This window comes from Winogradskyella sp. 266wxhm, from assembly GCF_058964685.1.
The window spans coordinates 3,435,815-3,459,010 of record NZ_CM179559.1 but is presented as its reverse complement, the minus strand read 5'-3'; the positions used below and the strand labels follow the sequence as shown (position 1 = coordinate 3,459,010).

Below are 23,196 nucleotides of genomic sequence, written 5' to 3'. Positions count from 1 at the left end.
TTTACGTAGTTTCCTTAAAACTTCTTGTATTTTTGTAGTTAAAACCAAAACCAAACCTTTGAAACTTACAAAAGCAGCACTCAAAGAATTTTTAGATACTAAAGTCGCACTCTATAACAACCCAAAATTTATTGAGAGTGATCCTATACAAGTACCGCATCAGTTTTCTAAAAAAGAGGATATAGAAATCGCTGGTTTTTTAGCAGCTACAATCGCTTGGGGCAATCGTAAGAGTATTATTAACAATGCCAACAAAATGATGACGTTGTTAGACCACTCCCCTTTTGAGTTTGTGACACAGCACCAAGATAGCGACTTAGAAAAGCTATTGCCTTTTGTACATAGAACCTTTAATGGTGAGGATTTTATTCAGTTTGTAAAAAGCTTACAACACATTTATCAGCAGCTTCAAGGTTTAGAAGCTGTTTTTGCAAAATACGCTACAGCAGATTCGTTACAGCATAGTATTCATCATTTTAAACAGTTGTTTTTTGAGTTACCGCATTTAGAACGCACCAAAAAGCATGTGAGCGATCCGCTTAAAAATTCGGCAGCCAAACGTATCAATATGTATCTACGTTGGATGGTTCGTAACGATCATAATGGTGTGGATTTTGGTATATGGAAGTCATTACGTCCAGCGCAATTGAGTTGTCCTTTGGATGTGCATTCTGGTAATGTAGCACGAAAACTAGGCTTATTAAAACGAAAACAAAACGATGCTAAAGCCTTAGCAGAACTCGATGCGTCCTTAAGACGGTTAGACCCAACCGATCCTGTGAAATATGATTTTGCATTGTTTGGCTTGGGAGTTTTTGAGGGGTTTTAATTTATAGTGCCAAACCTCGTCGCGATGTGTCATGCTGAATTTATTTCAGCATCTAAACTATATAATCTTACACACCAACACTAATAAGATCCTGAACCAAGTTCGGAAAGACAAAGTTGTTACAAACATTACAAAAAACAAAAAGGCTTCCAAATTGGAAGCCTTTTTATTTTATAAACTTTAAATAAGATCCCACAACGACACTTCGACAAGCTCAGCGTGACAATTCAGGATGCTTATACAATATTAATTAACCTTTCAACCAAGCTTCTCTCGTTGCGATTTGTTCAGCTGTAGCGTTTTCATCTTCAGTTAAACCTTCACTCATAGCTGTTGGCTGAGTCAGTTTTGCTTCAATTTTAATTGCCTCACCATTTCTTTCTAATTCCATAGTGATATCCTGACCAGCTTGCCATCCGAACATACTACCAATAACCATTTGTGCATTCTGCAAGGTCAATTCTTGTCCGTTAACTTTCTTAATCACGTCACCAGCTTGAACTCCTTGAGATTTCCAGAATGAGTTCTTTAATGCCATTTCTGAGAAGAAAATAGACCCTTTTTCTTGGTCTGCATCAAAAATGATATTTTGTCCACCAGCAAAAATAAAATTCGTTGGTACTTCTACTTCACCTGTTGTTAAACCAACCATAGTAAAGAATTCAGTGTAATCAATTGGTACATCACCTTCTACATGTGTTTTTAAGAATTCACCAACACTTGGGTAAGTCATTTTAGTGATTTCAGCAATGATGGTATCATCATCAAAAGGTTTGTCCTTTCCATATTTCGCTGAAAGTTCCTTCATTAATGATAACATACTTCTTGTACCATTACTTTCTTTTCGCATTAAAATATCAATACACATACCGATTAATGCTCCTTTTTGGTACACGTTGTAGTAATTAGAGGCATAAGGCTCTTCCAACACGTTTTCACTCATAATAGTGAAACTCATAGCGTCGTCCATACGCTTCGAAATGTTGATTTTTTCTAACATAGTGTTATAGAACGTTTCACTATCCACTAAACCTTCATACACTTGGAAGTGCTGTGCAAAATATTCCGTTACACCTTCATACATCCATAAATGCTTAGAAAATGTTGGTTTGTTATAATCGAAATAATGTACATCTTCAGAATGCACAGATAAAGGAGTTACAATATGAAAAAACTCATGTGCTACAACATCTACAATAGACGCTGCTAAGCCTTCTTTAGTTGAAGACTCTGGTAATACCACAACCGTAGATGTATGGTGTTCTAAAGCTCCCATACCTTTAGGAGAAGTTTCCGTACCTTCTGATAAATACAAGTAAATATCGTAACGTGGAGTACTGTTTACATCTCCTAAATACGCCTTTTGAGCTTGCATCATTTTAAAAACAGTCTCTTTTTGGCTGGCTGCTGTATGTACACCGTTTGGTGAATACACACTCAACACAATTTTGATATCACCTACCATAAATTCTTCAACATCCAATTTACCGTACATCATTGGGTTGTCTGTAATATCGAAATAACGTTGTGCAAAATAGCTGCTAGTGATAGATTTTCCATCTGCACTAGACTTCATACCTTTATTTTCTAAAGCAGAAGTTCTAACAAATGTTGCCGGAGCCGTTACATCTAAAGCGTATTGGTTATTCTTTAAAGAATCGAAATAACCAATAAATCCGTGAAGATTCAATACATAGTTATCTTCTTCAATATTTGTTCCTGCTGGTGAAAATGGTTGTTCACCACCAATACCACCATTAGATTCTATATCAAAGGTATCATTAACGTAATAGGTAATTTTATCTAATTTCTTAGCTTCTGCAATAGTCCAAGTGTTATCATCAACTTTAGTAACTTCCAATTCATTACCATCATAATCCAAAGCTTTTAGATCATCTACATACTTTCCAAAATCACTAACAGAGTAAGTACCTTGTACCACACGAGGTAATCTATAGGTTACGGTTTCTGTAGTAAAACGACCAGGATTAATAGTCACAGGAACTCTATCATTATCTACTGCTGTTAAATCTAAAGCTGTTACAATTGGGTTGTTAACTGCTAAATCATCTACAGTTGGCTTTGCTGAACCACAACCAACTAAAATGATACTTAAGCCAAGAATGGCTAAATAATTCTTCATGTTTTAAATTTTAGTTTTTTTACTAGATCGGCAAATCTACAATCTGTTACTATTTTAAACCTAAAGGTTTTGTTAAATTCGCACAATGGCAAAACCTTTAGTAAGCATTTTTGTTCCCTTTAAGAACACTTCGGCATTCTTACCCGAATGTATCAATTCAATATTAGCTCAAAACTACACCAATTGGGAGGCTATCTTTGTAGATGATGGTTCTGAAGATGACTCCTATAAAACCGTGAAACAATTTTCTGAAAAAGATGAGCGAATTCAACTTTATAAAAATGAAGGCTCTGGAATTATTGAAGCTTTAAGAATGGCTTTTAGACTCAGTTCTGGCCACTATGTAACACGAATGGACAGTGATGATATTATGACTCCAGACCGTTTGGAGGTAATGCTGAACAGCTTATTAAAACATGGCAAAAAACACCTTGCTGTTGGACAAGTAAAATATTTTAGAACAGATGGTGTTAGTGATGGTTACGCGCGCTACGAGCGTTGGATTAATCAACTCACTGAAACTGGAAGCAATTATTCTGAAATCTATAAAGAATGTGTCATTCCTTCGCCTTGTTGGTTACTTCATAGAGATGATTTTACAGCTTGTGAAAGTTTTGAACCCAATCGCTATCCTGAAGATTACGATTTAACTTTTCGGTTTTACAGAGCCAATTATAAGTGCATTCCTTGTGATAAAGTCTTGTTGCATTGGCGCGATTACAGCACCAGAACGTCTAGAACACATGAGCATTACGCCCAAAACTATTTTCTGGATATAAAGACACATTATTTTCTTGAATTAGATTATGACAAGTCTAGACCACTCACAATTTGGGGAGCTGGAGCTAAAGGAAAAACCGTTGCTAAACTTTTGCTAAAAAACAAAGTCCCGTTTTACTGGATTTGCAATAATCCTAAAAAAATTGGGAAACACATCTACGACCAAGAGCTTTTAAATTTTGATTACCTAACCCAACTCAAACAACCTCAAAGTATTGTTACTGTTGCCAATGAAGATGCGCAACGCGAGATTAGAGCCTATTTTAAAAAGCAGAATATGCTGTCTATGACGGATTACTTCTTTTTCTGTTAAATTTCTCAAAAGCAAAATGCTGTTATCGCTTTGCATTTTCTATATTTGAGCTAACTAAAAGCAGGATTCAGTTTTGTTGTCACATTGAGCGCAGTCGAAATGCTTAATGTATTTTATTCTCTAAGTTTTCGACTGCGCTCAAACTGATATTATTTTGCTTTTATAGACAATAAAAATAATTCGAATTACAGGAATGCAGTTTAAACACCCAGAATTACTTTACGCTTTATTTTTACTGATAATTCCTATTCTTATTCACCTTTTTCAACTGCGTCGTTTTCAAAAAGTTGAATTTACCAATGTAAAATTTCTAAAAGCTGTAAAACTTCAAACCCGAAAAAGTTCACAGTTAAAAAAATGGTTGACGCTTTTAACGAGAATGTTGCTTTTAGCATGTGCTATTATCGCTTTTGCGCAGCCTTTTATTCCTAACACAGAAGATTTTAATGATACCCAAGAAACGGTCATTTATTTAGACAATTCCTTTAGCATGCAAGCTCAAGGCAGTAATGGCTCACTACTCAACGAAGCAATTCAGGATATCATCAACACCTTTCCTGAAGATGAAAAAATAAGTTTGTTCACTAATGAAGCTACTTACAGAAATACCTCTGTAAAAGCTTTAAAGAAAGACTTAATTGAACTGAGCTACTCACCAACACAACTCAATTATGAGGCGGCTTATTTAAAAGGAAAACAACTCTTTTCTAATAATGGTTCGGCAACCAAGAATTTACTGATGGTCTCGGATTTTCAGCAAAAAGACAATCCTTTGAATTTTGAAAATGATAGTCTAGTCAATCTGAATTTGGTACAACCAAAATCTAATTTAGTATCAAACATAAGTATTGACAGTGCCTATATTTCCAAAACCACTCCTGAAACTTTAGATATTACTACTGTGCTTTCTAACCCGTTTGAACCTGAAGATAATGTAACCGTATCTTTATTTAATGGTGACGACTTATTAGCTAAAAGTGCAGTTAGTATTGAAGATAAAGCTAAAACAGTTTTTACTATTCCCAACACTTCTGTAAACGGAAAAATTGTAATTGATGACGCTAGTTTACAGTACGACAATACGTTCTATTTCAACATCAATGAAAAGCCAAAAATTAAGGTTTTGAGTATTAACGGAAATGCCGAAGATGCATTTCTAAAACGTATCTACACTGATGATGAATTTGAGTTTAAAAGCTTCAAATTAGAAAGCCTGAATTTTAATGTAATTCCAGATCAAAATTTTATCATTCTTAATGAGATTGATAATATATCTAACGCACTTATTTCTGCTTTAAACAGTTTTAAAAGCAACGGAGGTCATATTTTAATTATCCCTTCAAAAGAAGTTAATTTAAATTCTTACAATCAAACATTTGCAAATTCATTAATTTCAAATTATTCTTCTATTTCAAATAACGAAAAACGAATTACAAGTATTAATTATGACCATCCGCTTTTAGCAAACGCATTCTATTCTAAAGTGACGAATTTTCAATATCCTAAAGTTGGAATGTCTTATGTTTTTGCTTCGAAATCTAACAGTGTATTAGCGTATGAAGATGGAGCTTCTTTTTTAATGGGAAATGATAATATGTATGCATTTTCTTCACCATTAAATTCTGATAATTCTAACTTTAAAAACTCACAACTTATAGTACCTGTTTTATACAATATGGGACTTCAGAGTTTACAACTTTCAAAACTGTACTACACCATAGGAGATAGAAATACTATAGCGGTTAATGTTTCTCTTGGACAAGATGATATTTTAACCTTATCAAATACTGAGAATTCTATAATTCCATTACAAAAAACCTATAGTAAATCTGTTGCTATTGAAACTGGTGATTTTCCTGAAACAGCAGGAATTTATGATGTAAAAAACAAAGAAGTTCTGCTTGAGCATTTGAGCTTTAATTACAACAGAAAAGAAAGCAAATTGTTTTATAACGATTTATCGGATATTGAGAATGTTAACTCCGATTCTAGCTTAGCCAATACCATAAACACAATAAAAAGTAGCTCAAATGTTAATGCGCTATGGAAATGGTTTGTTATTTTTGCATTAGCATTTTTAATTATTGAAATGCTTATTCTAAAATATCTTAAATGAACGCACTCATAAAATCTGCAACCATCGTTGATTCTAAAAGTGATTTTCACAATGAAACGGTTGATATTTTAATTGAAAGAGGTCGTATTACAAAGATTTCGAAACGCATATCTAATCCCAACAATTACAAAGAAATAAAGCTAGACAATCTGCATGTGTCGCAAGGTTGGTTTGATAGCAGTGTCTCTTTTGGCGAACCTGGATTTGAAGATAGAGAAACTATAGATAACGGTTTAAAAACAGCTGCTTACGCTGGATTTACATCTGTTGCACTCAATGCAAACTCTAACCCTATTATAGACAGTTTTGCAGACATTACTTTTGTAGCTGCGAAAGCACGAAATAACGCTGTAAGTCTTTATCCTATCGGAGCTTTAACACAAGCTAGTAATAGCACAGATTTAGCAGAGCTTTATGATATGAATAATGCTGGAGCGGTTGCGTTTTACGATTATCAAAAACCAGTATCTAATCCTAACCTTATGAAAATTGCCATGCAATATGCTAGCAATTTTGATGGTTTAGTTATGTCATTTCCTCAAGAATCTAAGATTTCTGGACTAGGTGTTGTTAACGAACACATCAACAGTACAAAGTTAGGACTGAAAGGCAATCCTGCTTTAGCGGAAGAACTACAAGTTGCTAGAGATTTATTCTTATTAGAATATACGGAAGGAAAACTTCATATTCCAACAATCTCAACAGCAAAATCTGTAGAATTAATAAGAGAAGCTAAAGCTAAAAAGTTAGACGTCACTTGTAGTGTTGCTATTCATAATTTAGTACTTACCGATGATAATCTAGATGGTTTTGACACCAGATATAAAGTTCTGCCACCATTGCGTACACAAAATGATTGCGAGGCTTTAATTGAAGGCTTAAAAGATGGCACTATTGATATGGTGACTTCAGACCATAACCCTATTGATATTGAACATAAAAAAGTAGAGTTTGATCATGCTAAGTATGGTACTATTGGTTTAGAATCTGCATTTGGTGCATTACAAACTGTATTTACTACCAAAAAAAGCATCGCGCTTTTAACACAAGGAAAGTCAAGATTTGGCATTACTGAAACTACTATCAGTGAAGGTGAAGAAGCTAATTTGAGCTTGTTTAATCCTGATGCTAAATATCAATTTAGTAAAGCTGATATTACATCCAAGTCTAAAAATTCAGCTTTCTTAGGCATGCAACTTACTGGAGAAACCTATGGTATAATTGCAAATAACAAAATCGTTCTTAAATAATGAATGACAACTCTGTTAAAGAAGGTAAAACCTACGGAATCATTGCATATTTAACCTTAATTGGTGTTTTAATTGCGTTTTTTACAAATCAAGATAAAAGAAATACATTTATCTCTTTTCATATAAGACAAGGGCTTGGACTATGGCTTTTGTTTATGTGCATGGGCTATATTGTTGGCTATTTTAACAACTGGAATATTACACTTTCTTGGTGGATTTTCTTTTCTGTTCTTTTAGTATATGGAATTGCAGGAGCTGTTTCTGGTAAAATGAATAAAATCCCTATTCTCGGTAACCTTTTTCAGAATGTATTTAAATCGATAGGTCAATAATTATGGCTAATTTACACTATATCACAAGACCATCTAGCTTAAAGGAAAATGCACCACTTTTAATAATGTGTCATGGTTATGGAAGCGATGAAAACGATTTGTTTTCATTTGCTACAGAATTACCTGAAGAGCTTTTTATTATATCACTGAGAGCTCCTTACGCTATGCAACCCTATGGAAACGCTTGGTATGCTATAAATTTTGATGCTGAAAAAGGAAAATGGAGCGATAACGAACAAGCTAAACAATCTGTAGATTTAATCTCAGAATTTATTGATTATGCTTGTGAAACTTATCCTGTAAATTCAAAAAATGTAACACTCTTAGGCTTTAGTCAAGGCACAATTTTGAGCTATGCCGTGGCTTTAAATTATCCTGAAAAAGTGAAGAATGTTGTGGCGCTTAGTGGCTATGTTAATGACGATATACTTCCAAATAGTATTGATGAAAAAGATGTAGCTCATCTTAGCTTCTTTTGCTCTCATGGTTCAGTAGACCAAGTTATTCCTATAGATTGGGCAAGAAAAGCACCTGAATTTTTAAAAGCTCTGAATATTGATTATAAATATTCAGAATATCCTGTCGGACATGGTGTAGCACCACAAAACTTCTATGACTTTAGAAATTGGTTAGAAAAACGGGGTTAACCCACAACTTTAGGATACAAAAAATATTCAACCAGTTTATATTTAAGGTCATTATTTTCATCTATGCTATAGGTCACAAAAATTTCACCCCAAAATTCACCATCTGTAAAATTGGCAATAATCCATTTATGATTTAAAACCCTGACTTTATTAATCAATAGTTTAGAGTCCGTCATAGATACATAAGGCACTATTGGGTGTTCTTCCCCTTCATAATCGTTCATAGCATATAATCCATCAATAATTGCAGGAATCAACTGATCCGTATCATAGCCTTGTGCTTCAAAATAAGTTAGAGCATCTTCATTTCTATCGATATTAAAATAATTTAGCTCAAAATTTTGCTCTTGTAGTTCAGCAATTTCCTTTTCATTATCAGTTATTTTAGATTTAAATATCTTTATATCTTTTTCATACTTATCGATAATGTTTTTTGAATTCACATATTGAAAAACAATCAATAAAACCGAAAAAATAAATAAATACATAAAAATTCTACTCTTCATATCTATAGGGTAATTTGTAAATTATCGTATGCTAAAAAAACGTTTTCTGGTAGCTTTTGTTGTACCTCATCATGAAATCCCATTAAGTGACTAATATGAGTTAAATAGGCTCTTTTTGGATTTACACGCTTTATAAACGCTAAAGCTTCTTCTAAATTAAAATGTGACATGTGAGGTTCTTCACGTAAGGCATTAACCACTAAAACCTCGACACCTTTCAGTTTTAAAATTTCATCATCAGGTACAGTTTTCATATCTGTTAAATACGCAAAATCCTTAAATCTAAACCCAAAAACCTGAAGTTTATGATGCAGTCCATCTATAGGAACTACTTCAAGATTTCCTAATAAGAATGGTTCATTTTTGATTTCCTCTTGAATAACACTTGGTACACCTGGATATTTATCTTCAGTAGTAAAAATATAATCAAAACGCTTTTTCAAAGCTTCAAAAACACGTTTGTGCGCGTACAACGAAATATCTCCTTGCCTGAAGAAAAATGGCCTTATATCATCTAGTCCCATGGTATGATCTGCATGCTCGTGCGTAAAAACAATACCATCTATTTTAGACACATTTGCCCTTAACATTTGTTGTCTAAAATCTGGTCCGCAATCCACCACATAAGTATAGTCGTCCCACTCAACCAAAACAGAAACACGTAACCTTTTATCTTTTGGATTATCACTTAAACATACAGGATGAGTACTTCCTATAATAGGAATTCCTTGCGATGTACCAGTACCCAAAAATGTAATCTTCAACACTGTTAAGTTTGAAACAAAAATAAACTTATTTTTTTGTTTGCAATAGTAAATTGATACCTTTGCGAAAACGATGTAAACCCAAGGTCTATGAAGGACATAACGTATAAAGGTGATTACGAAATAGAAAATATTCCATCGCTAAAAGATAAAGCACTTCGTATAAATCTTAACGCAGATATTTACGGTACTTTTTCCGAGATTGGTGCAGGACAGGAAACTGTTCGACATTTCTTTAGAGCAGGTGGTGCTTCTGGTACTATCGCCAAAGCTATGTCTGCCTACGATAAGGATTTTAGTGACGCCATTTATGGTATTGAAGATGATAAACGCTATGTAACAGAAGCACGACTTCGTAAGATGCTGAATCACGAAGTTAACCTCATGGAAAAGCGTATTTCCAAAGATCAAAATCCAAATAAGATTTTCTTTTCTTATGCCAACACAGTAGCAACTATCGACTTTGCTAAAAAATACAAAGGTCATGGTTGGGTTGGTATTAAATTTCAAGTTGAGCCAGAAGGCGAATACAGTGAAATTGTGATTCATATACGTTTTAAAGAAAACGATGCACGCTTACAACAGGAAACGCTTGGTAAATTAGGAACCAACCTAATTTATGGTGCTTTCTATAAATATAATCAGCCTCGCAAATTATTACGCTACTTATACGATCACTTAGAAAAAGACCAATTAGAAATTGATACAATTAACTTCTCTGGTCCTGTTTTTAAGAATGTAGATAACCGTTTAATGAGTTTACAACTTGTTAAAAATGGTATGACAGATGCCGTAATGTTTGCGCCTGATGGAAATAATGTACTTCCAGCTAGAGTACTCTACAAAAAGAACATCTTAGCATTGAGAGGTAGTTTTAGGCCTGTTACAAAAGTAAACGTTGATATGTTTGAGAGATCATATGAAATGTTTATTAAAGAAAATAAGGTTGATAAAGAGAAAACTCAAGTTATTTTTGAGGTTACATTATCTAACCTAAGAGCAGAAGGAAAAATTGATGAGCAAGATTTTATGGATCGTGCGCGTTTATTGTGCTCACTTGGTCACACGGTACTTATTTCCAACTTCCAAGAGTATTACAAACTTGTTGAATACTTCTCTCAATATTCTAAAAATAGAATGGGATTAGCTATGGGTGTAAACAACTTGGTAGATATTTTTGATGAGAAATATTACCGTCATCTTAGTGGTGGTATTCTTGAAGCCTTTGGTAAATTATTCTACAAAGATCTTAGAGTTTACTTATACCCAATGGAAAATGAAGATGGTAGCTTAACTACAAGTGAAAACCTTAAAGTTCACCCACGTATGAAGGAGCTTTATAAGTTCTTTAAATACAATGGTAAAGTTGTTGATATTACCGATTTTGATGCTTCTAACCTATCCGTATTCTCCAGAAAAGTTCTTAAAATGATTGTGAACAATGAACCTGGTTGGGAAAGTATGTTACCAACAGGTATTGCAAAACTAATTAAAGAACAGAGTCTATTTGGCTGGGAATCTGAAGAAGTGATGCACAAGTAATTCAAAAAAAATTGAAATTATAAAAAGAAAAAGCGACTTAAATAAGTCGCTTTTTTTTATGATTAATCAGTTAAAATCTGATCTGTATGCGCTTTAGTCTTTACTTTGGTAATAACATCCTCTATAACACCATTTTCATCGATAACAAATGTTGTTCTGTGAATACCATCATACTCACGTCCCATAAACTTCTTTGGTCCCCAAACCCCAAAAGCATTAATTACTTCTTTGTCCTCATCTGCCAATAACGGATACTGAAAACTATACTTATTCTTAAAATTAGTTTGTCGCTTAGCACTGTCTGCACTGACTCCTAAAATCTCATAACCTTTTGCTTTAAAACGCTCATAATTATCATTAAGATTACAAGCTTCCGCAGTGCAACCCGGAGTACTTGCTTTTGGATAAAAGAAAACCACTAATTTTTTGCCTTTATAATCTGTTAATGAGACTGTATTTCCTTTTTCATCTTTTGCTGTAAAATCTGGTGCTTTATCACCTACTTTTAAATGCGTCATAATGCTTAAATTTGTTTTTGTAAAAATACAATGAATGATTAGGCTTCAAAAATTACTGCCTGTTATAAATTAGTTAAACCTCTTATTCCTAATCATTTTGTTTTAATACACTTTTAAATAATAAATCCCATTGGTCATATATTTTTTCTGGTAAAAACCTATTTGCATTCACTTTAGCATTTTTGCCGTAATACTTCCTTGTTTTTTCATCAGTAATAAGTTTTTCAATCGACTCTACCATCTTATCTATATTATTTGCTTCAACCAACAAACCATCCTCATCATGATTAATTATAGAGCGAGGGCCATAAGGACAATCAAAAGAAATAACAGGCACTCCTAAAGACATCGCCTCAATAAATACAAGCGGAAAACCTTCTATCCTAGAACTACAAACTAATATTGAGGATTTTAAATACACCTCTTTTATGTTTGACGTATGGTTGTAAAATTTAATACTTTGATCAAGCCCCAAGCGTTTAGATTTTTCTTCCAAGCCTAGACTTTTATTGACTTTGCCATAAATCTCTAATTTCCAATCAGGGTGAGATTCTTGTACTTTCTTCCAAACATCCAAAAGCATATCATACCCTTTTACATAATCCTGCCTTCCTATAGCCACTACAGTTTTAGCCTTTAAATCAGCTGTTTCGCCAAAACTATCAATAGTAACAGGGTTGTTTATTACATGAATATTTTTTAAATGCTTCCAATCTTTTTTATGCTGCTCTGACAGAATCACAAAACTATCATAGCCTGCACCAGCTTTTGAAATTAGAATCTGCTTAATTTTATTATTTAATTTAACTTTCCAACCTCTAGAAATCCTATCTATATTTATACTTTTTGTACTATGACGCTGATAAATTAAAGGTGATGCTCTTTTAATAAAATATGGTAATGTTAATCCAAATAAATGATCAATACACACCATAATCACATCAGGTGAAATATTATTTATCATACTATTTATAAATTGGACTTTATAAAAAAAATCAAATCCACCTTTAGCTTCAAAATAATTCAGTTTTGCTTTTTTTGAAATATCGTAATGTGCTTCTTTATATCTTGACTTAGAGTCTAAAATCAATAATTCAACTTCATAACCATAATGTTTGATAAAATAATTAGTTTGAAACACAACAATTCTCACCAGGCCATGAGCTTCATCAACTCTATTTACAATTAATAGTAATCTCATAATGTATGACTTAACTGACTACAAAGTAATACTTTTGTTAACTATATAATCTAAGAATTCTCAATCTTTTGGATATAATTTGTATCAAGAATATTAATTTTGAAGAACTAAGAAAATTTTCAATGAACAAAGAAGAAAAAGTCAATTTTGTAATAAATACACTAGATCAACTATACCCAGAAATCCCTATCCCACTAGACCACAAAGATCCTTACACACTATTGATTGCCGTATTAATGTCTGCACAAAGTACCGATGTTCGTGTCAACCAAATTACTCCACTACTCTTTGAGCGTGCCGATAACCCTTACGACATGATAAAGCTAAGTGTTGAGGAAATACGAGAAATTATTAAACCTGTTGGACTTTCGCCTATGAAGAGTAAAGGTATTTATGGTTTATCACAGATTTTAATAGATAAACATAATGGTGAAGTCCCTCAAACTTATGAGGAACTTGAAGCATTACCAGCTGTTGGCCACAAAACCGCTGCTGTTGTATTATCTCAAGCTTTCGGAATTCCTGCCTTTCCTGTAGACACACACATCCACCGCTTAATGTATAGGTGGAACTTAAGTAATGGAAAAAATGTGGTTCAAACCGAAAAAGATGCCAAACGTTTGTTCCCAAAAGAACTATGGAATGATCTTCACCTTCAAATCATATGGTACGGAAGAGAGTATTCACCTGCTAGAGGCTGGGATTTAGATAAAGACATCATTACAAAAACTATTGGTAGAAAATCTGTTTTAGATGATTATTACAAAAAGAAGAAATAACTCTTTAATGGTATAATTATTGATAAGGAATTGCAAAACAATCAATCAATGAAAAAAGTAATAATTATTGCCAGCATGTTATTAATAACATCTTGCATTCCCGTAAAAGTTGCGCCTAAATTCAAGAATGTAGACTACAAGGTAATGCAAGGACGGAAATTCCAAAAGAAAATGCCTAGAGAGATGGCATTCATTTTTAAAGACCCTAAAAATGAAAAGGAATTTTATAATTACATCAATAAAAAATATAAGCTAAACGATCAAAATGTAGGCTATAATGTACCTTTTGAATTTGAAGGCGAGACACTTTATCTATCTTACTACGAAGCCGAAAGAACAGATGAAACCATAAATTTACCATTTGTAATAGCTGATGCTAAAAGAGAAAGTAATGGAAATTCCAAATTATTTGAAAACAGCTATTCATCAAGAAAAGGACATTGGTATATTCTTGTTACGGTCTATGACGAGGATATAAAGAACTGCCTCAAAGACAATCACCCTTTAAAAGAAAAAGTACTTCTTTACTTAAGAGATCTTAGAGAAGAGTATATTACTACTCAAAATTACGAAGAGTTATTGTTAACAGAAAACCCTAATTCTTTTACAAATTAGGGTTTCCTTTCAACTTAATTAAGAAGTGCTTCAAACTTCAATTTATTATAACTTATAACACTTAAAGCCTTAGAGTAATTCAAAAGATAACTTATAGTTTCATCCTTTGGTAATAACTTATCATTTTTTGGGGAAGGGTTAGAGTAAAGTTTTGCCATTTTAATAATTTATGGGTTATTATATAGCAAAAACGTAACTTCAAATACTTTATTGTATCAATTTGTTAAAATTATATTATTCTGCTCTATAACCTTTCTCATATTGATGAGGGCGTAACGCATTCTACCCAATGCTGTATTAATGCTAACTCCCGTACGTTCTGATATTTCCTTAAAACTCATATCATTATACATACGCATCAAAAGTACTTGTTTTTGGTCTTCTGGTAATTCTTCAATGATACGTCTAACATCAGATTCTACCTGATCTTTAATCATGCTTTTTTCTGCATTTAGACTAGAATCACTTAACACAGAAAAAATACTAAACTCACCTGCATTATCAAACTTAGGCATACGACTGTTTTTTCTAAAATGATCAATAACTAAATTGTGAGCAATTCGCATTACCCAAGGTAAAAATTTACCTTCTTCATTATATTTTCCTCGTTTTAGAGTTTTAATCACTTTGATAAAAGTATCTTGAAAGACATCTTCCGTAATATCTCTGTCATAAACTTTAGAAAATATAAAACTGTAGATTTTTTGTTTGTGGCGTTCAATTAAAACTGCAAGAGCACACTCGTCTCCTTTTATGTAATTGCTAACCAATACTGCGTCAGGGATAAGTTCTTTTTCCATAATAATTACTTTAATACTTAGAAGCGGTCCTAAGTTTGGGGTTTTTAGCTTTTTTTAATTAAAGTAATTTTATAGTATACGCAGTTGTAATTTAAATGTTTATGTTCCAAATATAACAACAATCATTCCGAAAAAACAAAATTTAGTACTAAAATTTAACATTTTGTCGGATAAAGTGTTCCTTTAATAGATAAAATAGTTGTAGTATCTTTGTGAAATATTTTTGTATAAATCCTATGAACACTACTGTTTTAGACGTTAACCCAAAAGAAAACATCATCATAAAAGGTGCTACACTTCATAACCTAAAAAATGTTGATGTTGTTATTCCCAGAAATAAATTAGTTGTTATAACTGGTTTGTCTGGCTCAGGAAAGTCTAGTTTAGCTTTTGATACACTCTATGCTGAAGGTCAGAGACGCTATGTGGAAAGTTTATCGAGTTATGCACGTCAGTTCTTAGGACGATTAAACAAACCTAAAGTAGATTATATTAAAGGTATTGCTCCTGCAATTGCTATTGAACAAAAAGTAAATTCTACAAATCCAAGATCTACAGTTGGCACCACTACTGAGATTTATGATTACCTAAAGTTATTATTCGCTCGTATTGGAAAAACCTACTCACCTATCTCTGGTGATTTAGTAAAAAAGCATACAACTAAAGATGTTTTAGACTATATAAAAGAATTTGAAGAAGGTTCTAAACTATTACTGCTTGCTCCTATCATTCTTGAAGAAGGACGAACTGTTGAAAACAAATTACAAACCTTACAACAACAAGGTTATGCTCGTGTAAAACTGAAGGATGACGTTCTTAGGATTGATGACGCTTTAAAACAAGATATTAAGTCGGATAAAAACTTATTCTTAGTAGTCGATAGAATTGTTTACAAACACGATGAGGATTTTATTAATCGCTTAGCAGATGCTATTGAAACAGCCTTTTTTGAAGGAGTTGGCACTTGTATTATAGAATCGCTAGCCGATAAAAAACAAAAAACATTCAATAATAAGTTTGAGTTAGATGGGATGACTTTTCTTGAACCTAATGCGCATTTGTTCAGTTTTAATAATCCTTACGGAGCTTGTCCTAAATGTGAAGGTTATGGTGATGTTATTGGTATTGATGAAGACTTAGTAATTCCAAATACAGCGTTATCTGTTTATGAAAACGCTATTTTTCCTTGGCGAGGTGAAAGCATGAGTTGGTATAGAGACCAATTGGTAAACAATTCTCATAAATTCGATTTTCCAATCCACAAGCCTTATTTCCAATTAAGTGATGAAAACAAAGCATTAATCTGGAAAGGCAATAAGCATTTTGAAGGTTTGGATGATTTCTTTGCTGAACTAGAATCTAAAGCTTACAAAATTCAAAACCGAGTTATGCTATCGCGTTATCGAGGCAAAACGAAATGTAATGTTTGTAAAGGCAAACGATTAAGAGAGGAAGCAAATTATGTTAAGGTCGGAAATGCAACAATTACCGATTTGGTAGATTTACCTCTTAATGAATTAAGTACGTTTTTCAAGGAATTAGAATTGAATGAATACGATGCTCAAATTGCAAAACGATTACTTACCGAAATCAATACGCGATTAGAATTCTTATCTAACGTTGGGTTAAATTATTTAACGCTAAATAGACGTTCCAATACATTATCTGGTGGAGAAAGTCAACGTATCAACCTAGCCACATCCCTTGGAAGTAGCCTTGTTGGGTCTATGTATATTTTAGACGAACCAAGTATTGGTTTACATCCAAAAGATACTGAACGCCTTATAAATGTTTTAAAATCACTCAGAGATTTAGGAAATACAGTTATCGTTGTTGAGCACGATGAAGACATTATGAAAGCAGCTGATGCTATCATAGATATTGGTCCTGAAGCAGGTACTTTTGGTGGCGAAGTTGTTGCTGCTGGAGATTACAATGCTATACTTGCATCAGATACTTTAACAGCTAAATATCTTAATGGGAAATTAGAAATTGAAGTACCAAAAAAACGTAAAACTTCAAAATATCATGTTGAAGTGATTGGTGCTCGTGAAAATAACTTAAAGAATATCGATGTTACTTTTCCGCTAGAAATGCTTACTGTAATCACAGGTGTTTCTGGTAGTGGAAAAAGTACTTTAGTCAAGAAAATTCTTTTTCCTGCCATACAGAAAAAGCTAACTGGTTTCAGTGATAAAGCAGGTCAATTCACAGAATTACAAGGCAACTTCAGTAATATTCAACATATAGAATTTGTAGACCAAAATCCTATTGGAAGATCCTCTCGTTCAAATCCTGTAACATATATCAAAGCTTATGATGACATTAGAGCGTTGTTTGCTTCTCAAAAACTGAGTAAAATCAGAAACTACCAAGCCAAGCATTTTAGTTTTAACGTTGATGGTGGCCGATGCGAAACCTGTAAAGGTGAAGGTGAAGTAACTATTGAAATGCAATTTATGGCCGATGTACATCTTACTTGCGATACCTGTAACGGTAAGCGTTTCAAAAAAGAAGTTTTAGAAGTGCAGTTTGAAGGACAATCTATCGACGACATCTTGAATATGACTATTGATGATGCTATTACATTTTTTGAAAGTCATAAAGAGAAAAAAATAAAGAATAAGCTACAACCACTTCAGGATGTTGGTTTGGGCTATGTTACTCTTGGGCAGTCTTCTTCTACCCTTTCTGGTGGTGAAGCACAACGTATTAAGCTAGCGACCTTTTTAGGTAAAGGTAGCAAAAGTGATAATGCACTTTTTATTTTTGACGAGCCTACAACAGGTTTACATTTTCATGATATTCAAAAATTACTAAAGTCGTTTAGAGCTTTAATAGCAAAAGGTCACTCTATCATAGTTATTGAACACAATATTGATTTGATAAAATGTGCTGACTATATTATAGATTTAGGTCCTGAAGGTGGAAAACATGGTGGCCAACTCGTAGCTTCAGGAACACCTGAAGAAATAGTTGCTAATAAAAATTCGGTAACAGGCGAATACCTTAAAGAAAAGTTGTAAGATGGATTTACCAAAAGGTTTTCATAAAGAAGTTATTGAAGCTAGAGAAAATAAAGCTGTTGATTTCACAGATACTTCACTTAAGAAAAGCGTAGCTATTTCTCCTTTAAAACCTGGTGGTTCTAATTTTAAAACGCATGAACTAATTCAAAAAACACCTTGGAAATATACTTATCGTCCATCATTTGGTGGTATTCTTTTTGCTGGTATTTTTGTAATCGTAGGGCTGATCGTTGTAATAATTAGTCTTTCTGTAATAAGCACAACTCCTTCAAATTGGATTATGTTTATGTTTGGTGCTGTTTTTAGTACCACAGGAAGCCTTATTTATTATTTCTCAGCTATGCCAAGAGTTTTTGATAAACAATTAGGACTTTATTACAAAACTTATAAAGTCGACCCTTCTAAGAGAGATGAAAACTCTAAAAAACAATTTCCTATAAAATCAATTATCGCAATTCAAGTCATTGGAGAAACTATTAGTAGTAAAAATGGTTCTTATGGAAGTTTTGAACTCAACTTAGTTTTAGAGGATGGCTCTCGTAAAAACGTTGTAGATCATGGTAATTTAAAATCTATAATCGATGACGCTCATGTACTCAGTGACTTTCTAAATGTCCCTATTTGGCATGCCGAAACTCCTAAATCCTAATAAAATAAAAACGCTATAAACCCTAGGATAACAAAAGAGAACGGCAGAACAAACAGCAAGAATAAAAAGCTTACAACACTACTTTTTATAAAACTCAAAATCCAATGTTGTTCGTAAAATTTATTGATTGCAAAAAACAAATAGAAAAATGTAGATAAAGCGATAAGCCAATCTATAACATCTGGAATATCTAAAACCCAACGATTAACAGCGAAAACAATACTAAATACTGTAAATAAAAACGAAAAGTAGTAGAAACTAAATACTAAATGATGTGCATATCTACCTTTGTTGTAAAAGAAAATCTTTAATAGAAAAGCGAAAATTGGCAATAAGAAAAACATAGCTAAAGGAATACTATCAATAAACGTCTGATAGATTTGCCCTAATCCCATTGTTTTATAAAACTTTAATGCCTGAGCATAGAGTTTTCTTTTGAAATATCCCGCATCATCATCCATTCCCATGGATTTATATAGTGTTTCATTTGGTGCACCGATTGCTATTAAAGAATCTAATTCTTGCTCTCTAAATGTAAATGACGTGTTTATATTTTTCTTATCATCTACATTAATTATGGCTAAAGAATCTAATGCTTTTATTTCTTCATCAGACAATCCTAAAGTTTCTTTGTTTGCTTTTAGTGGATTTATGAGCTTTTGAATTTTTACTGAGTCTGCTGCTACCCTAGCACTATCTTTATCAAAAAAACTATAATCTTTATTTTCTCTTTTTTCGATAATGCTCTGCATGCCCTTATCTATTTCAGCTCTACTATCTCTCACATAAAAATTGAAAACAAAAAAGAAGATAACGGCAATAAACAAATACATCTGCGCAGGATGCAAATACATTAAACGCTTCCCTTTTATAAACTCCTTAGCCAAATAGCCTGGTCTGAACATTAAAGGAATAAAACTCTTAAAGAACCTAGCATCAAAAGAAAAGTAATTACTAATGGTATTGTAGAACAGAACACCAAGGGTAAGTTCTTCATTGGTTTTCTGTCCGCAGTTAGGGCAAAAGCTATAACCTTCTTGTAAAGGTTGCTCACAATTCCTACAGGTTTCTTTTGGTATGCTCATTTTTGGTTAGTTGTGGAATCTAAAATTAACAATTTTTACAATACATAAGTTGATCTCTTTCAGAATAAAAATTCAAATCACGACTTCACAAACTAAAAACCAAAACATAGAACACTGAATATCTTTTACTTAAAAAAGTGGCACGCTAATTGAAAATACCCTTGCATAGCGTAAGCCGAAAAGCTAAAAATGAGTAGGCACAAATCTAAATTATTTAGTTATGAAAAAAATTACTTTACTTTTTGCGAGTATGTTAATGGGATTAACAACCGTAACCGCAGCGGAAATCCCGAATTCATTCGGGTTAACTAGCCAAGATTTAGATCTTACATCACGCTATCGTTATACACAACCTATTTCATTTGTAGAACGTGGTGTAGAGTTCTTAATCTTTGCTGATGGTAGTTTCGATTTTAATACAGATGTTTATACAACATCTTCAAACGATAATTACTACTATAAACGCACAACGTCAAGAACTAGACGAAGCACTAATAGAACTTATGGAGCTCCTGGTGTAAACTACGCTCATGATGGTGGTGTTTTGGTTACTCACGACAGATATGGTCGTGTAAGACGAATCGGAAATGTGTTTCTTAACTATGATAGTTCTGGAAGAATTAAACGTGCTGGAACTGTTTACATGAGTTATAGAAACGGACAGTTAAAACAAGTTGGCGGTTTACAAATTCTTTATAACAGACATGGTGATGTTATTGGAACAAGAGGTTTCGTGAATCAAAACAATAGAGGCAATGGAAACTCTGGTAGTACAACATACTATTTTGAAAATGACGAACAAGATAACTGGGACGATAACTGGAATAACGATGATGAATACTACTATTATAGAAAGAATGGTAAAACCGTTAAACAGAAAAAACTTAAAGTTTGAGATTTTAATTATTTGTTGAACGCACTAAACTAGATTTAGTGTCCTAAAAACCCTGAATGTGACCCCAAACATTTCAGGGTTTTTGCATTTCTAAAATTCGTTTGACTTCTTTTAACAACAAAGGGAAAGCAGGATAAGCCATTCCAACATGATCAAAACCATCAAGTTCGTATAGGGTTGTTTCTTTATGACCTACAACTTTCATCATTCGCATGAGATATGCATTTTCTTCATATCGACCTAACATTTCTAATTCTCTATCACCTGTAATCAACATTAATGGTGGCGCATCTGCTCTGATGTGAAATAAAGGAGCATACTCATCTATCAAAGGTTGCTTTTCGGGAATATTTTGCTCTTTCCTAACCGTAAGATGTGTTATAGTATGTCCACTGAAAGGAATTAAACCTGCAATACTATTGGCATCAATATCGTGCTTTTTTAACCAAGATTTATCCAAGCCAACCATACTAGCCAAATAACCACCAGCCGAGTGACCAGAAACAAATATCTTAGATGGATCTCCTCCATAACTTTCAATATTTTTGAATACCCAAGCTACTGCAGCTGCAGCATCTTCAATATATGCTGGAGCTTCTACTTTTGGGTTTAGTCTGTAATTTACAGCGACAACCGCAACACCTTTTTCTTTTAATGATTCGGGAATAAATTTATTTCCACCTGTTAATCCACCACCATGAAACCAAATAATTGTGGCGTAATTTTCTTCTTTTTTAGGATAATATAAGTCTAAAACACAACGCTCTTGGATGTAATCATCGGAGTCTGAAATTGACTCATCGTAATAGCCAATATTTTCTTTGGTTTGATATGTTGTAACTTCTTTTGTATTAAAGAATCCTATTCCTGCAACTATAAATAGTAATATCGTTTTTTTAATCATTGTTGTTCTAATCTTAATTCATTTTAAAAATAACACTTAAAACACAATAATAATCAAAATACAATATCTAAAACACTTAAATAACTGAAAATCAAACAACAAAACAACACCTCCAAACTTTGGCACGCTGTTTGTTTTATAATTAGCGTATTTAATTTAAAACCTATTATTATGAAACGGATTCTATTTTTATTTGCAAGTTTAGTGGCTTTTAGCACTACTGCATTCGCAACCAACACAACTACAACTGAAGCCAATGCTTCAACTAATAATTATGTGAAAGGTTATGGAAATTCTTTCATATTCACTGAAGGAGGCATCGAGTTTTCGGTTTATAGAGATGGTCAATTTGATTTTTATATTCCGAATTACGGACCAGATGTTAGTGTAGGTATTAATACACCTGGCTTTTCATTAAGTTTTAACTCAGGTTATGATTATAATCCTTATGTACAATACGATAGTTTTGGTGCTATTATTCAAGTTGAAAACACACCAATCTATTACGATTACTACGGAAGGGTAAACCAAATAGGTGATATTTTCATTACATACAACAGTTTTAACAGAATTAGCAGAATAGGTGGATTACATGTGTATTATAGAAATAATGTTTTTTGGAGATATGATGGTTATATAAACATATATAATAGAGCTTATGTTTACAGACCTTGGCACAGATTCTATGTTGTACCACCAGTAAATTACTGTATGATTAGTGTAAACCCTTACAGAAGATATTACACACCTGTAAGACATATTTACTACAGACCTTACACAAATAACGTAAGATATGTAACTGTTAACAATGGAAGACGTGGTAGCACAACTGTTGTAAGACGAGAAACTCACAATAGTAACAGATATGCACAAACCCCTAGAAATAGTAGAGAGCGTGAAGTACAACGTACTGTAACACGTAGAAATACTGAGATCACTAGAAGTAGAAACACACGTTTAGCAAGCAATACTGCTACAACAAGAAGCTCTCGAAACAATGATTCAGGAGTATCAAGATCTTCTAGTACACGTAGTTCAAACTCTAGAGCAACAACTCCATCGAGAACTACAACTAGCAGAAATGCTACAACGTCTAGAAATAATAGAAGTATTTCTAGCCAAAACAGAACACAGCGTACTAGTAGCGTAACTAATAGAAGTTCAAACAGAAATGTGACCTCTAATAGAGGTACAGTGTCTAATAATACAAATACGAGAAAAAGTACAACAGTTAGAAAACCAAGTACAAGCAATTCTCGTACATATAGTAAAGCAAGAACACAAAGCGTAAAACCTAGAAGTTCTTCTCAAAGTAAAAGAAGTTCCTCGTCTGTGAGTTCAAGATCTAGCAATAGTAGAAAAAGCAACCAAAGTTCTACAAGATCAAGCTCTAGAAGAACAAGAGGTTAAGATATAAAAATATGATTTTTTTGGTTGGTTAGTAGAAGTCCCGTATGATGTATGCCTCAGAGCACCTTACGGGATTTCTCGTTTTATTA

General features: G+C 33.1%; 22 protein-coding genes. 13 read left to right on the top strand and 9 right to left on the bottom strand.

Going from position 1 to position 23,196, the window contains the following annotated elements; translation table 11 throughout:
* Positions 1-58: 58 nt before the first annotated feature.
* A complete protein-coding gene (locus AC2H4K_RS15580) occupies positions 59-829 on the top strand; it encodes a TIGR02757 family protein (protein ID WP_493742589.1) in 771 nt (256 codons plus the stop codon).
* Positions 830-1,079: 250 nt separating this feature from the next.
* Here AC2H4K_RS15580 and AC2H4K_RS15575 read toward each other — a convergent pair whose 3' ends face one another.
* Positions 1,080-2,972 carry a M61 family metallopeptidase gene (locus AC2H4K_RS15575; protein ID WP_281139611.1) on the bottom strand — a complete coding sequence of 631 codons (1,893 nt, stop codon included), beginning with the start codon at positions 2,970-2,972 and terminating at the stop codon, positions 1,080-1,082.
* Between the two features lie 85 nt (positions 2,973-3,057).
* On the opposite strand from AC2H4K_RS15575, the gene AC2H4K_RS15570 reads away from it, so the two are divergent.
* The 5 genes from AC2H4K_RS15570 (at position 3,058) to AC2H4K_RS15550 (ending at position 8,410) form a co-directional block, all read left to right on the top strand.
* Complete coding sequence (locus AC2H4K_RS15570) at positions 3,058-4,065, top strand: glycosyltransferase family 2 protein (RefSeq protein WP_281139612.1); 1,008 nt, start codon at positions 3,058-3,060, stop codon at positions 4,063-4,065.
* Between the two features lie 193 nt (positions 4,066-4,258).
* On the top strand, positions 4,259-6,181 hold the full coding sequence (locus tag AC2H4K_RS15565) for a BatA domain-containing protein (RefSeq protein ID WP_281139613.1): 1,923 nt from the start codon (positions 4,259-4,261) through the stop codon (positions 6,179-6,181).
* On the top strand, positions 6,178-7,431 hold the full coding sequence (locus tag AC2H4K_RS15560) for a dihydroorotase (RefSeq protein ID WP_281139614.1): 1,254 nt from the start codon (positions 6,178-6,180) through the stop codon (positions 7,429-7,431). The genes AC2H4K_RS15565 and AC2H4K_RS15560 overlap by 4 nt, the downstream gene beginning before the upstream one ends.
* A complete protein-coding gene (locus tag AC2H4K_RS15555) occupies positions 7,431-7,763 on the top strand; it encodes a hypothetical protein (RefSeq protein ID WP_281139615.1) in 333 nt (110 codons plus the stop codon). Before AC2H4K_RS15560 ends, AC2H4K_RS15555 begins: the two co-directional genes overlap by 1 nt.
* Positions 7,764-7,765: 2 nt before the next feature.
* On the top strand, positions 7,766-8,410 hold the full coding sequence (locus AC2H4K_RS15550; RefSeq protein ID WP_281139616.1) for an alpha/beta hydrolase: 645 nt from the start codon (positions 7,766-7,768) through the stop codon (positions 8,408-8,410).
* Here the strand turns inward: AC2H4K_RS15550 and AC2H4K_RS15545 are convergent.
* Both AC2H4K_RS15545 and AC2H4K_RS15540 read right to left on the bottom strand, forming a co-directional pair.
* Positions 8,407-8,898, bottom strand: a complete 492-nt coding sequence (locus AC2H4K_RS15545) for a hydrolase (RefSeq protein ID WP_493742588.1) — start codon at positions 8,896-8,898, stop codon at positions 8,407-8,409. The genes AC2H4K_RS15550 and AC2H4K_RS15545 overlap by 4 nt on opposite strands.
* A 20-nt stretch (positions 8,899-8,918) precedes the next feature.
* The gene (locus AC2H4K_RS15540; RefSeq protein ID WP_281139618.1) at positions 8,919-9,680 is read right to left on the bottom strand and encodes an MBL fold metallo-hydrolase; all 762 of its coding nucleotides are present in this window, start codon (positions 9,678-9,680) and stop codon (positions 8,919-8,921) included.
* A 90-nt stretch (positions 9,681-9,770) separates the two neighbouring features.
* Between AC2H4K_RS15540 and AC2H4K_RS15535 the strand changes: the two genes are divergently transcribed.
* Entirely contained in the window at positions 9,771-11,222 is a 1,452-nt protein-coding gene (locus tag AC2H4K_RS15535) for a TonB-dependent receptor (RefSeq protein WP_281139619.1), read from the top strand.
* 62 nt (positions 11,223-11,284) lie between these two features.
* Here the strand turns inward: AC2H4K_RS15535 and bcp are convergent, their stop codons facing one another.
* Positions 11,285-11,740 (bottom strand): thioredoxin-dependent thiol peroxidase, encoded by a 456-nt coding sequence (gene bcp, locus AC2H4K_RS15530; protein ID WP_281139620.1) that lies wholly within the window; start codon positions 11,738-11,740, stop codon positions 11,285-11,287.
* Positions 11,741-11,828: 88 nt separating this feature from the next.
* Positions 11,829-12,941 (bottom strand): glycosyltransferase family 4 protein, encoded by a 1,113-nt coding sequence (locus AC2H4K_RS15525; protein ID WP_281139621.1) that lies wholly within the window; start codon positions 12,939-12,941, stop codon positions 11,829-11,831.
* Positions 12,942-13,063: 122 nt separating this feature from the next.
* Here AC2H4K_RS15525 and AC2H4K_RS15520 point away from each other — a divergent pair, with 122 nt between their 5' ends.
* The gene (locus tag AC2H4K_RS15520; RefSeq protein WP_281139622.1) at positions 13,064-13,720 is read left to right on the top strand and encodes an endonuclease III domain-containing protein; all 657 of its coding nucleotides are present in this window, start codon (positions 13,064-13,066) and stop codon (positions 13,718-13,720) included.
* Between the two features lie 48 nt (positions 13,721-13,768).
* Complete coding sequence (locus AC2H4K_RS15515) at positions 13,769-14,335, top strand: hypothetical protein (protein ID WP_281139623.1); 567 nt, start codon at positions 13,769-13,771, stop codon at positions 14,333-14,335.
* 14 nt (positions 14,336-14,349) lie between these two features.
* Here AC2H4K_RS15515 and AC2H4K_RS15510 read toward each other — a convergent pair whose 3' ends face one another.
* Both AC2H4K_RS15510 and AC2H4K_RS15505 read right to left on the bottom strand, forming a co-directional pair.
* Complete coding sequence (locus tag AC2H4K_RS15510; RefSeq protein WP_281139624.1) at positions 14,350-14,493, bottom strand: hypothetical protein; 144 nt, start codon at positions 14,491-14,493, stop codon at positions 14,350-14,352.
* Positions 14,494-14,550: 57 nt separating this feature from the next.
* Entirely contained in the window at positions 14,551-15,135 is a 585-nt protein-coding gene (locus AC2H4K_RS15505; RefSeq protein WP_281139625.1) for an RNA polymerase sigma factor, read from the bottom strand.
* A 236-nt stretch (positions 15,136-15,371) separates the two neighbouring features.
* On the opposite strand from AC2H4K_RS15505, the gene uvrA reads away from it, so the two are divergent.
* Together uvrA and AC2H4K_RS15495 are read left to right on the top strand one after the other, a co-directional pair.
* Complete coding sequence (gene uvrA / locus AC2H4K_RS15500) at positions 15,372-18,161, top strand: excinuclease ABC subunit UvrA (protein ID WP_281139626.1); 2,790 nt, start codon at positions 15,372-15,374, stop codon at positions 18,159-18,161.
* 1 nt (position 18,162) lies between these two features.
* On the top strand, positions 18,163-18,813 hold the full coding sequence (locus tag AC2H4K_RS15495) for a hypothetical protein (protein ID WP_281139627.1): 651 nt from the start codon (positions 18,163-18,165) through the stop codon (positions 18,811-18,813).
* On the opposite strand, the gene AC2H4K_RS15490 is transcribed toward AC2H4K_RS15495, so the two are convergent.
* Positions 18,810-19,898 (bottom strand): DUF3667 domain-containing protein, encoded by a 1,089-nt coding sequence (locus tag AC2H4K_RS15490; RefSeq protein ID WP_281139628.1) that lies wholly within the window; start codon positions 19,896-19,898, stop codon positions 18,810-18,812. The genes AC2H4K_RS15495 and AC2H4K_RS15490 overlap by 4 nt on opposite strands.
* A 220-nt stretch (positions 19,899-20,118) precedes the next feature.
* On the opposite strand from AC2H4K_RS15490, the gene AC2H4K_RS15485 reads away from it, so the two are divergent.
* Positions 20,119-20,793, top strand: a complete 675-nt coding sequence (locus tag AC2H4K_RS15485; RefSeq protein WP_281139629.1) for a hypothetical protein — start codon at positions 20,119-20,121, stop codon at positions 20,791-20,793.
* Positions 20,794-20,866: 73 nt separating this feature from the next.
* Here AC2H4K_RS15485 and AC2H4K_RS15480 read toward each other — a convergent pair whose 3' ends face one another.
* Complete coding sequence (locus AC2H4K_RS15480; RefSeq protein WP_281139630.1) at positions 20,867-21,697, bottom strand: alpha/beta hydrolase; 831 nt, start codon at positions 21,695-21,697, stop codon at positions 20,867-20,869.
* 171 nt (positions 21,698-21,868) lie between these two features.
* On the opposite strand from AC2H4K_RS15480, the gene AC2H4K_RS15475 reads away from it, so the two are divergent.
* Complete coding sequence (locus AC2H4K_RS15475) at positions 21,869-23,107, top strand: hypothetical protein (RefSeq protein ID WP_281139631.1); 1,239 nt, start codon at positions 21,869-21,871, stop codon at positions 23,105-23,107.
* The last annotated feature ends 89 nt before the right edge of the window (positions 23,108-23,196 follow it).

Excerpts from the sequence above, each read along its gene's own strand:
- AC2H4K_RS15575 (WP_281139611.1), bottom strand. The coding sequence starts at position 2,972 with ATGAAGAATTATTTAGCCATTCTTGGCTTAAGTATCATTTTAGTTGGT.
- AC2H4K_RS15570 (WP_281139612.1), top strand. The coding sequence starts at position 3,058 with ATGGCAAAACCTTTAGTAAGCATTTTTGTTCCCTTTAAGAACACTTCG.
- AC2H4K_RS15565 (WP_281139613.1), top strand. The coding sequence starts at position 4,259 with ATGCAGTTTAAACACCCAGAATTACTTTACGCTTTATTTTTACTGATA.
- AC2H4K_RS15560 (WP_281139614.1), top strand. The coding sequence starts at position 6,178 with ATGAACGCACTCATAAAATCTGCAACCATCGTTGATTCTAAAAGTGAT.
- AC2H4K_RS15555 (WP_281139615.1), top strand. The coding sequence starts at position 7,431 with ATGAATGACAACTCTGTTAAAGAAGGTAAAACCTACGGAATCATTGCA.
- AC2H4K_RS15550 (WP_281139616.1), top strand. The coding sequence starts at position 7,766 with ATGGCTAATTTACACTATATCACAAGACCATCTAGCTTAAAGGAAAAT.
- AC2H4K_RS15545 (WP_493742588.1), bottom strand. The coding sequence starts at position 8,898 with ATGTATTTATTTATTTTTTCGGTTTTATTGATTGTTTTTCAATATGTG.
- AC2H4K_RS15535 (WP_281139619.1), top strand. The coding sequence starts at position 9,771 with ATGAAGGACATAACGTATAAAGGTGATTACGAAATAGAAAATATTCCA.
- bcp (WP_281139620.1), bottom strand. The coding sequence starts at position 11,740 with ATGACGCATTTAAAAGTAGGTGATAAAGCACCAGATTTTACAGCAAAA.
- AC2H4K_RS15525 (WP_281139621.1), bottom strand. The coding sequence starts at position 12,941 with ATGAGATTACTATTAATTGTAAATAGAGTTGATGAAGCTCATGGCCTG.
- AC2H4K_RS15520 (WP_281139622.1), top strand. The coding sequence starts at position 13,064 with ATGAACAAAGAAGAAAAAGTCAATTTTGTAATAAATACACTAGATCAA.
- AC2H4K_RS15515 (WP_281139623.1), top strand. The coding sequence starts at position 13,769 with ATGAAAAAAGTAATAATTATTGCCAGCATGTTATTAATAACATCTTGC.
- AC2H4K_RS15510 (WP_281139624.1), bottom strand. The coding sequence starts at position 14,493 with ATGGCAAAACTTTACTCTAACCCTTCCCCAAAAAATGATAAGTTATTA.
- AC2H4K_RS15505 (WP_281139625.1), bottom strand. The coding sequence starts at position 15,135 with ATGGAAAAAGAACTTATCCCTGACGCAGTATTGGTTAGCAATTACATA.
- uvrA (WP_281139626.1), top strand. The coding sequence starts at position 15,372 with ATGAACACTACTGTTTTAGACGTTAACCCAAAAGAAAACATCATCATA.
- AC2H4K_RS15495 (WP_281139627.1), top strand. The coding sequence starts at position 18,163 with ATGGATTTACCAAAAGGTTTTCATAAAGAAGTTATTGAAGCTAGAGAA.
- AC2H4K_RS15490 (WP_281139628.1), bottom strand. The coding sequence starts at position 19,898 with ATGAGCATACCAAAAGAAACCTGTAGGAATTGTGAGCAACCTTTACAA.
- AC2H4K_RS15485 (WP_281139629.1), top strand. The coding sequence starts at position 20,119 with ATGAAAAAAATTACTTTACTTTTTGCGAGTATGTTAATGGGATTAACA.
- AC2H4K_RS15480 (WP_281139630.1), bottom strand. The coding sequence starts at position 21,697 with ATGATTAAAAAAACGATATTACTATTTATAGTTGCAGGAATAGGATTC.
- AC2H4K_RS15475 (WP_281139631.1), top strand. The coding sequence starts at position 21,869 with ATGAAACGGATTCTATTTTTATTTGCAAGTTTAGTGGCTTTTAGCACT.